The organism is Chthoniobacterales bacterium (assembly GCA_039930045.1).
In the GTDB taxonomy this organism is placed as follows: Bacteria; Verrucomicrobiota; Verrucomicrobiia; order Chthoniobacterales; family DASVRZ01; genus DASVRZ01.
This window is the reverse complement of record JBDSQB010000021.1, coordinates 17,958-31,657: the sequence shown is the minus strand read 5'-3', so window position 1 is coordinate 31,657 and position 13,700 is coordinate 17,958. Positions and strand designations below refer to the sequence as shown.

Annotated in this window: 18 protein-coding genes; 15 read left to right on the top strand and 3 right to left on the bottom strand. The window is 60.9% G+C overall.

Annotated elements, in window-relative coordinates; translation table 11 throughout:
- Nucleotide 1: 1 nt before the first annotated feature.
- Together upp and ABIT76_15180 are read right to left on the bottom strand one after the other, a co-directional pair.
- The gene (gene upp, locus ABIT76_15185; protein MEO7934491.1) at nucleotides 2–628 is read right to left on the bottom strand and encodes a uracil phosphoribosyltransferase; all 627 of its coding nucleotides are present in this window, start codon (nucleotides 626–628) and stop codon (nucleotides 2–4) included.
- A gap of 60 nt (nucleotides 629–688) precedes the next feature.
- Nucleotides 689–1,129 carry a thioredoxin family protein gene (locus tag ABIT76_15180; protein MEO7934490.1) on the bottom strand — a complete coding sequence of 147 codons (441 nt, stop codon included), beginning with the start codon at nucleotides 1,127–1,129 and terminating at the stop codon, nucleotides 689–691.
- 90 nt (nucleotides 1,130–1,219) lie between these two features.
- Between ABIT76_15180 and ABIT76_15175 the strand changes: the two genes are divergently transcribed.
- The 15 genes from ABIT76_15175 (at nucleotide 1,220) to ABIT76_15105 (ending at nucleotide 11,681) form a co-directional block, all read left to right on the top strand.
- Nucleotides 1,220–3,148, top strand: a complete 1,929-nt coding sequence (locus ABIT76_15175) for a hypothetical protein (protein MEO7934489.1) — start codon at nucleotides 1,220–1,222, stop codon at nucleotides 3,146–3,148.
- Between the two features lie 14 nt (nucleotides 3,149–3,162).
- Nucleotides 3,163–3,609 carry an Rrf2 family transcriptional regulator gene (locus tag ABIT76_15170; GenBank protein ID MEO7934488.1) on the top strand — a complete coding sequence of 149 codons (447 nt, stop codon included), beginning with the start codon at nucleotides 3,163–3,165 and terminating at the stop codon, nucleotides 3,607–3,609.
- Nucleotides 3,606–4,952, top strand: coding sequence for a replication-associated recombination protein A (locus ABIT76_15165; protein ID MEO7934487.1), 1,347 nt, complete (start codon nucleotides 3,606–3,608; stop codon nucleotides 4,950–4,952). The genes ABIT76_15170 and ABIT76_15165 overlap by 4 nt, the downstream gene beginning before the upstream one ends.
- On the top strand, nucleotides 4,949–5,212 hold the full coding sequence (locus tag ABIT76_15160) for a hypothetical protein (protein MEO7934486.1): 264 nt from the start codon (nucleotides 4,949–4,951) through the stop codon (nucleotides 5,210–5,212). Before ABIT76_15165 ends, ABIT76_15160 begins: the two co-directional genes overlap by 4 nt.
- 50 nt (nucleotides 5,213–5,262) lie before the next feature.
- Complete coding sequence (locus ABIT76_15155; GenBank protein ID MEO7934485.1) at nucleotides 5,263–6,456, top strand: metallophosphoesterase; 1,194 nt, start codon at nucleotides 5,263–5,265, stop codon at nucleotides 6,454–6,456.
- Nucleotides 6,457–6,529: 73 nt separating this feature from the next.
- Nucleotides 6,530–6,940: a VOC family protein gene (locus tag ABIT76_15150; protein ID MEO7934484.1), complete on the top strand. Its 411-nt coding sequence runs from the start codon at nucleotides 6,530–6,532 to the stop codon at nucleotides 6,938–6,940.
- Nucleotides 6,941–6,952: 12 nt separating this feature from the next.
- Nucleotides 6,953–7,492, top strand: a complete 540-nt coding sequence (locus ABIT76_15145; protein MEO7934483.1) for an SRPBCC family protein — start codon at nucleotides 6,953–6,955, stop codon at nucleotides 7,490–7,492.
- A 23-nt stretch (nucleotides 7,493–7,515) separates the two neighbouring features.
- Entirely contained in the window at nucleotides 7,516–7,986 is a 471-nt protein-coding gene (locus tag ABIT76_15140; GenBank protein MEO7934482.1) for a VOC family protein, read from the top strand.
- A gap of 24 nt (nucleotides 7,987–8,010) precedes the next feature.
- Nucleotides 8,011–8,421 carry a YciI family protein gene (locus ABIT76_15135; protein MEO7934481.1) on the top strand — a complete coding sequence of 137 codons (411 nt, stop codon included), beginning with the start codon at nucleotides 8,011–8,013 and terminating at the stop codon, nucleotides 8,419–8,421.
- Nucleotides 8,418–8,882, top strand: a complete 465-nt coding sequence (locus ABIT76_15130) for a GyrI-like domain-containing protein (GenBank protein ID MEO7934480.1) — start codon at nucleotides 8,418–8,420, stop codon at nucleotides 8,880–8,882. The genes ABIT76_15135 and ABIT76_15130 overlap by 4 nt, the downstream gene beginning before the upstream one ends.
- A 9-nt stretch (nucleotides 8,883–8,891) precedes the next feature.
- A complete protein-coding gene (locus ABIT76_15125; protein MEO7934479.1) occupies nucleotides 8,892–10,166 on the top strand; it encodes a sigma-70 family RNA polymerase sigma factor in 1,275 nt (424 codons plus the stop codon).
- Between the two features lie 58 nt (nucleotides 10,167–10,224).
- Entirely contained in the window at nucleotides 10,225–10,467 is a 243-nt protein-coding gene (locus ABIT76_15120) for a hypothetical protein (GenBank protein MEO7934478.1), read from the top strand.
- A gap of 16 nt (nucleotides 10,468–10,483) precedes the next feature.
- The gene (locus tag ABIT76_15115) at nucleotides 10,484–10,960 is read left to right on the top strand and encodes a hypothetical protein (GenBank protein ID MEO7934477.1); all 477 of its coding nucleotides are present in this window, start codon (nucleotides 10,484–10,486) and stop codon (nucleotides 10,958–10,960) included.
- Nucleotides 10,961–11,013: 53 nt separating this feature from the next.
- Nucleotides 11,014–11,478, top strand: coding sequence for an HAD family hydrolase (locus ABIT76_15110; GenBank protein ID MEO7934476.1), 465 nt, complete (start codon nucleotides 11,014–11,016; stop codon nucleotides 11,476–11,478).
- Nucleotides 11,388–11,681 carry an HAD-IA family hydrolase gene (locus ABIT76_15105; protein MEO7934475.1) on the top strand — a complete coding sequence of 98 codons (294 nt, stop codon included), beginning with the start codon at nucleotides 11,388–11,390 and terminating at the stop codon, nucleotides 11,679–11,681. Before ABIT76_15110 ends, ABIT76_15105 begins: the two co-directional genes overlap by 91 nt.
- Here the strand turns inward: ABIT76_15105 and ccsA are convergent, their stop codons facing one another.
- Nucleotides 11,682–13,550 (bottom strand): cytochrome c biogenesis protein CcsA, encoded by a 1,869-nt coding sequence (ccsA, locus tag ABIT76_15100; protein MEO7934474.1) that lies wholly within the window; start codon nucleotides 13,548–13,550, stop codon nucleotides 11,682–11,684.
- Between the last annotated feature and the right edge of the window lie 150 nt (nucleotides 13,551–13,700).

Here is a 13,700-nt window from a genome sequence, read left to right as displayed (position 1 = left end):
ACTAGAGGGTGCCGAAGTAGCGGTCGCCAGCGTCGCCGAGTCCGGGCGTGATGTAGCCTTTGTCGGTGAGGCCATCGTCGATGGCACCGACGAAGATGGGCACATCGGGATGCGCCGCGGTGAGGGCGGCGAGGCCTTCGGGGCAACTGATGAGGCAGCCGAATCGAATGGAAGTCGCCCCTTGTTTTTTGAGGAGATGAATCGCGGCGACGGCGCTGTTGCCGGTGGCGAGCATGGGGTCCACGAGGAGGACTTCGCCCCTGGCGATGGTGGAGGGCAGGCGGAAATAGTAGTGCTGCGGCTCGAGTGTTTCCTCGTTGCGATACATGCCGATGTGTCCGATCGCGGCGTCGGGCAGCATCCGCGCCATGCCATCGACCATGCCGAGGCCAGCGCGGAGAATCGGGACGAGGATGAGCGGTTTCGCGAGACGCGCGCCGGTCGTGGAGGTGAGCGGCGTTTCCACAGTGACGACTTCGAGCGGCAAGCTGCGGGTCATCTCGAAGAGGAGCAGCGCGGCGATCTCCCGCAGGTGCTCGGCAAACTGGTGTGGCGGCGTGGTTTTATCCCGAAGCTGGGTGACGCGGGCCTGCAGGATGGGGTGATCGATTACGGTGACGCCAGTCATGCAAAAAGGCTTAACAGATCGGGCGTCGGCTGTCTGCGATCTTGATGCGCGCAGGCAAACTTATTTGCCCTTGAGCTTGTTTAGCTCGGCGATGAACGCCTCGGGACCGCCCTCCATGTAGCCGAGCTGGCCGACTTTCTGGCCGTCCTTGTTCAGGACCACGATGGTGGGATAACCTTCGATATTATACTGCGTGGAGAGCTTTTCGTTTTGCTCCTTGAGCTTCTTGGTTTGCGGTTTGGCGCGGGGAAAATCGATTTCGACGAGCACCAGATTGTCCTTGGCGTAATCCTTGAAGGCCTTTTCGGAGAAGACTTCCTTGTCGAGTTTGATGCACCAGCCGCACCAGTCGGAGCCGGTGAAATCGAGGAGAACGAGCTTCGACTCCGACTTCGCTTTGGCGAGACCCTTGTCGTAGTCATCATCCCAGCCCGCCTTGCCCGCCAGGGACAGGACGCTGGTGCAAAGGAGAAAAGCGAGGGCGAGCAGGGAGTTTTTCATAGTGGAGCAAGGTTGTCCCCGGCAGCGAATTGTCAAGGACGGCCGCAGCCGGTGCTGGCGCATTTTTTGGCGGCAGTTTAGTCTCCGGCAGTGACCCGGTTTTTCATTCGTCTGCTCAATTACACGCTGCTGGCGTGCTTCTTCGGGTTCATCTGGGGCGGCTGGTATTTGTCGAAACAAGGCTTCGGTCGCAAGTGGCGCAAGAAGCTTTCCGAGGAATTTGCCAAGCGGGGCGTCGAGCTGACCGCGAAACGTCTCACCCTCGATCCCTTGCGCGGACTCGTCGCCCGCAACGTCCGCGTCTATCGCGACAGCTATCATCGCGAAACCATCGCCATCATCGACGAGCTGCGGCTCGACATCAATTACACCCGGCTCCTGCGCAAGGAACCCTTCCTCGACGCCCTCATTCTCTCCGAGGCCGAGGTCATGCTCGACGTCGATCCGAGGCGGGCAAACTCCGGGGAATTTGCCATTCACCACCTCGCGGCGCAGCTCTATTTCGAGCAGGACAAACTCGACATCCGCCGACTGGAAGGCGAGGGGCTCGGCCTGAATTTCTCCATTCGCGGCGTGGTCGCGCACCGGCCCGATTGGCAGTCGTCCTCCGCTTCGAGCGATCTCTGGCAGCCGCTCCAGGCCATTCCGCAGGACTGGCTGCAAAAGCTCGCCGAGATCAAGTTTGGCAAAAACCCGGGCCGACTCGACCTGTGTTTTCGCGGCAATCTTTCCCAGAAACACTGGCTGCAATCGGCGGACGGCCACCTCGAATTGCCCGACCTGCACTGGCGCGGACTTAGGGCTCGCGACATTTCCATCGCCGCCGATTTTACGGATCATCTGCTCACGGTCCGGCGCCTCGGCTGGCGCGACGATCACGGCGCGATCGCGGTCAGCGGCGACTGGCATCCCGGCGTCGAGGGGCATCTACGGGTGGACTCGCAGGTGAATGCGCCGGCGATTTTCTACGAGTTGAACCTTTTCCCGGAGCTGTCGGCGGCGGCCAAAATCCAGCTCACGGGCGACGTAACCTGGAGCGAGGCGAAGTTTTTTAACTGGCAGATCGTGGGAAAAATGGACGCGCGGAAGCTGGTCTGGCGCGATGTGCCGTGGAGTAGCGCGCAGATGGAATTCTCTGTGACGCCGCATCGCTGGTTCGTGCGCGACGCCCATTGGCAGCAGAAAGACGGCGAAGTCACCGGCCAGTTTTTGCACGACGACACCCAATTTACAGCCGAGTTAGACTCGACTGTGGACCCGCGTCTACTCGCGCGCAGCCTGGGAAAAAGCGATGCGCTGCCGCTGGCGGAGTTTGATTTCGCCGTCAATCCGCTGCTGAAAATGAAGATCACCACCGCACCCGGCGGCGGCTTGCAGACCGATGGCGAAGTCGTCTTTGGCCGGACGAATTTTCGCGGCGTTGCCTTCACCAGCGCACAGGCGAGTTTCAGTCAACTCGGAGCAAACGTCGCGCTGAGTCAGATTCAAATCACACGGCCCGAAGGCCAGTTGACCGGCGAGTCGTTTTGGAACCAAACCACCGGCGAACTCGCCCTCTGGAGCGTGAAAAATTCCGTCGATCTGGTCGCGCTCGGGTTGTGGTTGGATGGCCCGCTGGCAGAGGCCGTAGAAACGATGCAACTCCCGCGCGGCACCACGTTTCAAGCAGACGGACGCCTCCGCTGGACGCGCGGGGAGCTGTCCGAGATAGCGATGCAAGTCCGCTCACCGGAAGTCGCGGTATTTGAGCTGCCGATCCTCGCCAGCCTCGCAAAAACGCTGCCGGATCATCAGCCAGCATTCCAGGTGCAGGCCGGAGTCACATTGGAAAATCACCGGCTCCAGCTCGATTCATTCACCGGAACGGCAGGCGACCGCCAGCTCAGCGGACACGCCACATGGAGTCTGACCGAGCGAAAATTCGCCGGTCTGCTCGACGACACCGGCACCACCTGGAACGCCGATGCGCCGTGGCATCAAGTGCAGTGGCGCGAGAGTGGCGGCGCGGCGAATCCGTAGTTAATGTGTCAGCCATGCGCATCTCCCGAAAATCCGAATACGCCCTGCGCGCTCTGCTTGCCATGAGCCGGGTGCCAGTCGGACGCGTGCATCAGATTTTCGAGTTGTCGCGCACGGAAAACATCCCCGTGAAGTTCCTCGAGCAGATTCTGCTCTCGCTGCGCAACGGCGGTTTTCTGGCCAGCAAACGCGGCGTCGGCGGCGGCGTCACCTTGTTAAAAAAACCCGAGGACATTTTGCTCGGCGACGTCATTTCGCTGCTCGACGGGCCCATCGCGCCGGTGCCGTGCGCATTGGCCAAGCCCAGCGAAAGCTGCAACTGCCCCCACCCGGAAACCTGCGAGCTGCGGATTTTCATGACCGGCCTGCGCGAGCAACTCGACGAGTCGCTTTGCCAAAAATCAATCGCCGATCTGCTGGCGCTCTCGCCGAAAAACGTCGCTCTCGCCTTCGATATATGAGCGACCTTTTTGAGTCAGAGCCGACTCAAAGTCCGCTCACGTCCGCTGCCCCATTGGCCGCCCGGATGCGTCCGCGCGATCTTTCGGAATACGTCGGGCAGCAGCACATTCTCGGTCCGGGCAAACTGCTCCGCCGCGCCATCGAGGCGGACCGCATTTCCTCGATCCTGCTTTACGGTCCGCCGGGAACGGGAAAAACGACGCTCGCGCAGATCATTGCTGCGGCGACGAGTTCGAAATTTGAGCGACTGAGCGGCGTCGAAAGCACCGTGGCCGACATCCGCCGAGTCGTGGCCACCGCCGCCAATCGCCTCGAAAACAATGGAACTCGAACCATTCTTTTCGTGGACGAGATCCATCGTTTCAACAAGGCGCAGCAGGACGTGCTCCTGCCCGATGTGGAGAGCGGAATCATTCGCCTGATCGGCGCGACGACGCACAATCCGTTTTTCTACGTCAACAGCCCGCTCGTCTCGCGCTCGCAGGTTTTCCAGCTCGAAGCCATCCCGCAAGACGACCTCATCGTTCTGATGCAACGCGCCATCGCCGACCCGGAACGCGGCTTTGGCGGACAAAAAATAGAGGCGAGTTCCAGTGCATTGGAGTTTCTCGCCGAGGCCAGCGACGGCGACGCCCGCAAATGCCTGAACTCGCTGGAAATCGCCCTGCTGACCACGCCGCCAGATGCTAGCGGGACGATTCATTTCGACCTCGCTGTCGCGCAGGAATCCATCCAGCGCAAAGCCGTCGTCTATGACGCCGACGAGGACGGGCACTACGACACGATCAGCGCGTTTATCAAGTCGATGCGCGGCTCCGATCCCGACGCGACGCTTTATTGGCTGGCAAAAATGCTCTACGCCGGGGAGGACATCCGTTTCATCGCACGGCGCATCGTGATCTGCGCCAGCGAAGACATCGGGCTGGCCGACAGTCAGGCGCTGGTCGTGGCCGTCGCGGCGCAGCAGGCGGTGGAATTTGTGGGAATGCCGGAAGCTCGGATTCCGCTGGCGCACGCGGCGGTTTACCTGGCGACCGCGCCCAAAAGCAACCGGAGTTACATGGGAATCGAGGCCGCCACGAAGGACATCAAAGAAGGTCGCACCCTCGCCGTGCCGCGTCATTTGCGCGATGCGAATCACAAAAAATCCGCCGCCGCATTCGGGCATAAAGGTTATCAATACGCCCACGATTTCGAGGGCGGCTACGTGCCCCAAGCCTATCTGCCTGAGGGCCGCCGCTATTACGAACCCAGCGAGCACGGACACGAGAAACGCGTGAAGGAGCGGCTCGACTTCTGGCGCGCGCAGTTTGAGGCGGCTCAGAAAAAGCCGGCTGAGTGACACCGTTCCGCAGCAGAAAAGTCACCATTCTGTTGCTGGCAGAAAAGGCAAACGACAGCTTCGTTTCCGCCATGCAAAAAGCCTCGCCCATTCCGCTCAGAAACTCCTCGGGACATCTCGCTGGCGGTCGCCGCCCACTCCTCGGCGCTGGCCAAAAACCGCCGCTCGAAGGCAGGCCCGTCGTCAAAGGCTACCGCCCTGCGCCGCTCCTGCGCCCGCGCGACAGCGAGCCGACAGCCCAGATCGTTTATCGTCGCTGAGCTGACTCCGCTCGTTGGCGAAAGCCGGTGCGCGTGCCAGAGTAGCGGCCATGTCCGCCTTTCTCGCCATCCTCGGCCTGCTCATTGTTCTCGACCTCGTCTGGTGGCGGCTCTCCCATCGCTGGCTGCGTGGAAAAACCCACTGGCGCGTCTTCAATGCCGTCTTTCTCCTCGCCCAGATTTTGGGCTTCGGCTTCCTCATCACTGGACGCGTCGCGGGTATTCGCTGGAACCTGCCCACGCCATGGATGGCCTCGATTTACCTCTGGCATCTGCTGATTCTGCCACTGTTGCTAGTCATCGGAATCGTCGCTCTGCCGGTGTTGCTTTTCGTTTTCTGGAAACGCCGGAAGTCGCCACGAGTTGGGCTACATTCGACTGAAACTCCCGTCGTCCAGACGCGGCGACAGTTTCTTTTGACCGCCGCTGTGGTCGCGCCGCCGCTCGTGAACATCGCCCTCACCGGCTTTTCCCAAGGCCAGCTCGAGCAATTCCGCGTGCGCGAAATGACCCTCCGCCTCGCCGATCTCCCGCCCGCGCTCGACGGCGTCACCATTTGTCACGTCACCGATTTGCATGTCGGTCCATTCACCTCCGAGCGCGTCATCCGCCGCGTTGTGGACAAGGTGAACTCGCTCCGTGCCGACCTCGTGCTCTTCACCGGCGACCTCATTAACAGCAAACTCAGAGAGCTGCCCGTCGGCATCGATTTCCTCCGCGCGCTCGATGGACCGGTCGTCAGCATCGAGGGAAATCATGACCTTTTCGAGGGACGCGCCGCTTTTGAAAACGCCGTCCGCGCCGCCGGTTTGCGCCTGCTCATCAATGAAGCCGAAGTCCTCCCCGTGCGCGGCGTTCCCGTGCAACTCCTCGGCCTGCGCTGGGGCGGCCCGGGAGAAAACGCCCGCGCTTCGGGCGACGATCTCATTGGCGAATCCATGCGCGAGCTGCTCACTTTGCGCGATCCGGCGGCGTTTCCCATTCTGCTCGCGCATCACCCACACGCCTTCGATCCGGCCATTGCAGCCCGGCTCCCGCTCACGCTCTCCGGCCATACGCATGGAGGTCAGCTCATGCTCAACCCGCAGGTCGGCGCGGGGCCGCTCATGTTTCGCTACTGGTCCGGTCACTACCAGCGGGGTGCGAGTCAGATGGTCGTCGGAAACGGCGTCGGCAACTGGTTCCCGCTGCGAACCGCCGCTCCCGCGGAAATCATTCACCTGACCCTTCGTCGGCAGGCTTGAGAAAATATTTTACCGAAGAGTGTCCTCCGCGCCGCTTCCCGTTCGTCATCTCCTTGAAGCCTGCTAACCAAACATGGACACTCAAATTTTCATCAACCTGCCCGTTCGCGATCTGCCGAAATCGCTCAACTTCTTCCACTCGCTCGGATTTTCCCACAACTCGCAATTCACCGACGACACGGCGGCCTGTATCGTCATCAGCCCGGTGATTCACGTCATGCTGCTCACGGAGGCGAAGTTCCGCGAGTTTGCTCCGCGCGGCATTTGCGACACGTCGCAGGCCAACGAGGTGCTGATTTGCCTGACCTGCGAGAGTCGTGATAAAGTGGACGAACTCGTCCGCCAGGCACTCGCCGCTGGTGGTTCGAGCCACGAACCTCCCACCGATTACGGCTTTATGTATCAGCACAGTTTCCTAGACTTGGACAACCACGGCTGGGCGCTGATGTATATGGAACCCGGCGCAAAAATTTGTAACTCCTAACACTCTACTAACATGCTAACCAAAATCCTCCTCATCGTCGCCGTGCTCCTCATCGGCTTTTGCATCGTCGCAGCCCTTCAGCCAGCGCACTTCAACTACACTCGCAGCATCACCATCGCCGCGCCGCCGTCTGCCTTGTTTGCGCAAGTTAACAACCTGCACAACTTCCAAAACTGGAACCCGTGGGCCAAGGTCGATCCCAATGCAAAAATGATTTACAGCGGCCCGGATGCTGGCGTCGGCGCGTCCTATCAATGGGTCGGCAACAAGGATGTGGGTGAGGGTGTTATGACCATCACCGAGAGCCGTCCCAACGAACTCGTCCGCTGCCGGATGGATTTCAAGAAACCGATGGAGGCAACTAACATGGCGGAGTTTACCTTCAAACCTGAGGGCGACAAAACAGTCGTCACCTGGGGCATGTCCGGTACTAACAAATTCGTTGGCAAAGCCTTTGGCCTGATCGTCAACTGCGACAAAATGGTCGGCACCCAGTTTGATAAAGGTCTCGCCACCTTGAAGTCGATGACTGAGAAAAACTCCACGAACTAACAATAAACTAACAAACAACTAACATGAGCACAGACACACCCGAATACCCATCGTTGATCGCCTATCTGAAGGTGAACGACGCCACTGCCGCCATCGAATTTTACAAGAAGGCCTTCGGCGCGACCGAGCGCCAGCGCCTCACCAATCCCGAGACCGGCAAGATTGGCCATTGCGAGTTAGACCTGAATGGCAGTCTCATCATGCTCGCCGACGAGCAGCCCGGCTTCGGAAAATCCGCCACCACGCTCGGCGGCACGCCTGTGACTTTTTGCCTCACGGTGGAAAACACCGACGCCGCTATCGAGCGCGCCATCGCCGCCGGGGCGACGAGTCAGATGCCGGTGATGGATATGTTTTATGGCTTTCGCTGCGGATCGATTCGCGATCCGTTTGGCCACGAATGGATGCTCCAGCACCCGATTGAAAATGTCTCGCACGACGAGTTGCAGAAACGCTGGTCGCAGATGGTTCAGAAAGACTGCCCCGGCACCTAACTAACATTCCTATCTAACTCGACTATGAATCCACAAACTCCTACTGGCGAATATCTCCTGCTGATCCGTGGCACGCACTGGAGCCACGGCATGTCGCCCGCCGAATTGCAGAAGGTGATGGTCGATTTTTATTCCTGGGTCGATGACCTCTCGCAACGCGGCGTGCATCGCGGCGCACAGCCTTTGATGGAAGAGGGAAAAATCGTTACCGGTGGGAAAAATGGAGCCGTCACCGATGGCGTATTCGCTGAATCGAAAGAAGCCATCGGGGGGTATTTTCTGCTCGCGGTGGCTAACATCGAGGAAGCCGTCGCGCTCGCCCAGGCCTGCCCGATTGTGGCATGTGGCGCACAGATCGAAGTGCGGCCCGTTGCCGATGTTTGCCCGGTCATGCCGAGAATGGACTCCGAGTTGAATCTTACGGCCGCGTTATGATCTCCGCTCCCGAGATCGTCCAGACCACGCGGCAGCTCACGGCCACGCTGCACATCACCGTTTCCTGCGACGAAATCCAGAGCGTCATGGGTCCCGGCATTCAGGAATTGCTGGCGCTGATGGCTGACCAAAATGTCACTCCCAGCGGCCCGTGGTTTACGCATCATTTTGCTCGACCCGGAGACGTCTTCGACTTCGATATTTGCATGCCCGTCGAGACGCCTGTGACTGCCGCTGGTCGGATGCTGCCCGGCGAATGGCCGGCGATGCGCGTCGCCCGCACCATTTACAGCGGCCCGTTTGAGGGGCTCGCCGAGGCCTGGCCCGAATTTCTGGATTGGATCGAGGCGGGCGGCCACCGGCAGGCTCCCGATTTGTGGGAACGCTACCTCGTCGGCCCCGAATCGACCGACGATCCCACGGCCTGGCGCACGGAGCTGAATCGTCCCTTACTCGACTGAAAACCGGCCATGGCTGAAACGCCTGCGCATCCGTTGGCCGGGCAGGTGGCCGACCATCTTTTCCGCCACGACGGCGCCCGCATCGTCGCCCTGCTCACCAGCCATCTCGGCGTCCGGCATTTGCAACTCGCCGAGGACGTCGTGCAGGAGGCCCTCATTCGCGCCTTGCAGACCTGGCCCTATCGCGGAGTTCCGGCGAACCCCACCGGCTGGCTCATGCAGACGGCGAAACATCTCGCGCTCGACCAGTTGCGCCGCGAGCAGAGATGGCAGGAAAAGGAACCCAGCATCGCCCACGAACACGAACGCTGGCTGCCCGCGCCGGTCGCCGGGGAAACCAACCACGAGACGTTCGCCGACGACGTGCTGCGGCTGATGTTCGTGTGTTTCCATCCGCAACTCTCCACCGAGGCGCAGACCGCGCTCGCCCTGCGCACCCTCGGCGGCCTGAGTCCTGCGGAAATCGCAGCCGCGTTTCTGACCACCGAGGCTGCCATTAGCAAGCGACTCGTCCGTGCCCGGCACCGCATTCGCGAGCTAGCGCTGCCCTTCGCCGTGCCCGAGCCGGGCGAATTGCCCGCGCGCCTCACCGGTGTGCTGGGGACGCTTTATTTGCTTTTCAACGAAGGCTACAAGGCCTCCGCTGGCGACCGGCTAGTGCGCGAGGAACTTTGCCACGAGGCGATCCGGCTCGCGCTCCTCCTCGCGCAGCACCCGGCCACGCGCGAACCCCGCACCCATGCCCTGCTCGCGCTGATGTTTCTCAACGCTGCCCGCCTGCCCGCCCGCACCGACGACGCGGGAAATCTCCTCCGGCTCCACGAGCAAAACCGCGCCGCGTGGGATGCGTCGATGATCCAGCGCGGCATCCAGCATCTCGCCCTCGCCACCACCGGCGACGCCCTCAGCGAATACCATCTCGAAGCCGGCATCGCCGCCTGCCACAGCACCGCTCCCGACGATGCCAGCACCAACTGGCCCCGCATCCTCCAGCTCTACGATCAACTCCTCAAGCTCACAGCGTCGCCCGTCGCCGCCATGAACCGCGCCGTCGCCATCGCTCGCGTCCATGGACCGCAAGCCGGGCTCGATGCGTTAAACGCCATCACCAACCGGAGTTCCATCGAAATGGTTCACCTTTTCCATGCCATTCGCGGAGCCCTCGCCGCCGAACTCGGCAACCCCGTCGAAGCGCTGACCCATTTCCGCCAGGCCGGCAACCTCGCCGCCCTCCCTGCCGAACGCGACTTCATCGCCAGACGCATCCGCGAATGCGGCGGGTGAGTTTTGGTCGTTTTGCACGTTCGAAGGCTCGACTGACACGCTCGAAGGTTCGATTGACATGCTCGAAGGCTCGATTGACACGCTCGAAGGCTCGACTGACACGCTCGAAGGCTCGATTGACACGCTCGAAGGCCCGATTGACACGCTCGAAGGCCCGACTGACACGCTCGAAGGCCCGACTGACACCCTCGAAGGTTCAACTGACACGCGCGAAGGCTTGATTGACACGCGTCGTCATCGGATTGTCACACGTCGGCGTTACTTTCTCACGGATTTGGATTTCCTTTTGCGGTCGAGTTAGACACCTTTCTCGCGCCATGCGCCGATTGTTGATTCCCCATTCCTGTTTTCAGCGGAGTTCCATTCTTATCATGGTGCTGCTGGCCGCCCTTCCGCACCTCCGGGCTGAGGGCGATCCCGTCATTCCCAAGCTCGTGATCGAGCCGAGCGCGACGACGACTTCGATGGCGAAATGCGAGCTGACGGTCGGTGCTCTCGAATGCAAAAAGCAGGTGCTCAACGGCAGTTACGCGATCAAGGTCATCCCGTTTTCCTTCAAAAACGACCACGGCAGCCTCATGCTCGCCATGTCCGACGAGAACGCGCAGAAGATGGCGCACGGGGAGACGATCGAGTTTAGCGGCGTCGCCACCAGCGCGAAGGACGGCAAGACGAAGGCGATCAAGGGCAGAACCAAACCCGCCACCGGCGAGGCGGGTGCCGTGAGTTTCGTGGTCACGACCGAGGACGGCGATCTGCTTTTTAACTCGGCTTATCAAGTCGTGAAGAAGTAGCCGCCGGGGCGTTCCCTGAAGTCCGGCCCGGCTGCCGGGTGCGTTGTTCTGGCATGTTGAAAGCCGTTATTTTCGATGTCGATGGAACGCTGGTGGATTCGGTGGACGCCCACGCGAAAGCCTGGACGGAGGCGCTGGAGCAGGCGGGAGTGGACTGCGATTTTGCCAGCGTGCGGCATCAGATCGGCAAAGGGGGCGACCAGCTTTTGAAGGAGTTTCTCTCGGATGAGGAGATTGAGCGGCGGGGCAAAGAACTGGAGGAGGCGCGCAAGGAGATTTTCACCACAAACTACCTCGAGGGCATTCAGGGTTTCCCGAAAGTGCGGGAGCTTTTTCAGCGTTTGCTGGCGGACAAGAAGCAGGTGGTGCTCGCGTCGTCGGCGGTTGAGGACGAACTCGCCGCCTACAAGGAAAAGGCGCGGACTTGGTGCAGGACGAAACCTCGAAGGACGACGCGAAGAAATCGAAGCCGCACCCGGATATTTTCGAGGCTGCGCTGGGCAAACTCGACGGGGTGAAGGCCTCCGAGGTGTTTGTCATTGGCGATTCGCCGTGGGACGCGATTGCGGCGGAGCGTGCGGGTTTGCAGACGATCGGGTTTCTCAGCGGCGGTTTTGCGGAGGAGGAATTGCGCGAGGCGGGTTGCGTGGCGATCTACGACGGTCCCGCCGATCTGCTGGAGCAATACGACGATTCGCCGCTGGCGGAACCGAAGGTCTAATCAGACCGCGACTAGTGCGGGCGCGGTCTTTTTCGAGAACGAGCGCCAGTATTTCAGCGGAACGAGCGCGATGGCGATGAGGATGAGCTGGCTGATGTCGTAGCCGATGAGCCACTTGTAGGCGGCGTCCATGAAGCCATAACTGTGCAACCCGACTCCGAGCATGTTCACGCCGAACCAACTGAAACTCGTAACGATGTTGCCCGCGACGGCCAAAACCATCAGCCCGCGCTCACGGATGAGGCCGCCCCAGCGGGCGTGGAGGATGAGGGCGTTCCAGATGACGATGAGGAGCGCGCCGTTTTCCTTCGGGTCCCAGCCCCAGAATCGTCCCCAACTCTGATCGGCCCAGATGCCGCCGAGGATGGTGCCAACGAAGCTGAAGAGCGTGGCAAAACAGACGATGCCATAGACCATCGTCGCGCCGGATTTTAGCATCGGTCGGTCGAGTGACCGGGTGAAAACGCCGCGCAAAATGAAGACGGTGGCGAGGAAGCCCGCGAGGAAGGTGGCCGAATAACCGAGCGTGACGACGACGACGTGGGTCGCCAGCCAGATGTTTGTATCGAGCACGGCGCGCAACATTTCCATGGTGTCGCCATCGACGGAAAGGTGGTGCGCGATGAGCAGCGTGACGAATCCCATGGCGGCGGCAACGACGGAGGCGATGGCGTTGCGGTTGATTTTTTCGAGGATGAGGCAGAGCAGGACCGCGCCCCAGCCGACGAAGATCGCGCTGGAGTAGAGGTTGGTGACGGGCGGGCGGCCTTGCAGCCACATGCGGGCGATGAGGCCGAAGGTGTGGATGGCAAACGTGAGCCAGAGCAGCCAGTAGGCACCGCGTCCGATTTCCTCGGGCCAGACGAGCCACGAGACGAAAGCGAGGATGAAGATGAGCACGTAAAGCTCCATCGCGAGGTAGAACGGCTGGACTTGATTGAAGAAGGTCTCGAAGCCGATCTTGCGCGTGGCGGCGGCGTAATCGTGGCTGATGAGCGCGGTTTGTTTCGCGAGAATCGTATTGAACTCGGCTGGTTTTTCGGCGCGATAGGCGGAGATCAGGCTGGCGTAGTTTTGGACGGCGGGCGCGATTTCGCCGCCCTGAATGACGCTGATGAGCGCCTCGCCGATGTGCTGCCAGTCGTGCGCCGTGGCGTCGCCGGGCGTGCGCGGAATGGCGGAAACGTAGGCCGCCTGGGCCAAACGCTGATGCCGCTGGGCGAAGTCGAGGAGCTTGGCAAAGGCGACGCGCTGATCGTCGGTGAGCGGAGTTCCAGCCTTCTCGGCGTCCATCGCGGCGAGGCCGGGCGCGAGAATGTTTTTGAAGTCGGCCAGCTCGCGTCCGAAGTCAGGGCTGTCTTCCATTTGGATGGCGTTCTTCAGTCGCAAGTAGAGGAGGAGGCGCTCGCGGAGTTTGAGGATTTCGCGCTGATACGGCGTGCGCTGGGCAGCTTCCATTTTACTGGCGAGGGCGGATTGTTCCTCGATTTTGCCGAGATTGGATTTGAGGTCGGCGAAGGAAAACATCTTCTTGGCATCGTCGCGCCAGCCGAAAAGATCGCGTACATCGGGGTTAGTGATGGAAAAAACGGGGAGCTGGTCGGAGCGCTCGGGCCGCATGAGAGTGTCCATCAGCCAGTTGAGGGCGAGCGTGGTTTCCTTGCCGTTGCGGACGATTTGTTTGCCGCTGATCGCGAGCAGCGAGGTGCGGGCGAGGGTGTCCATCGGCTTCACGCGACCGCCAACGAGCACGGGCAACTTTCCGAACTCAGTGCGATGGAACTCGTCTGTGTTTTTCGGCGGACGCAACGCGGCCACGGCGATGAGAATGCCGATGGCTAGGAGTAGGTGCGGGAGCCAGCGTTTCATGAGTTGGCGGAGCAGTTGTCCGGGAGCGCACGCGTTTGCCTCGGTGGAAAAGGATTGGCGAGGCCATCTATCGGTTCGCGTGTTCTTTTTGGCGTCTCGCCGAAAAGCTGGTCAGGAACAGGCAAAGGGAGGTTTGCGCCATACCCAGCG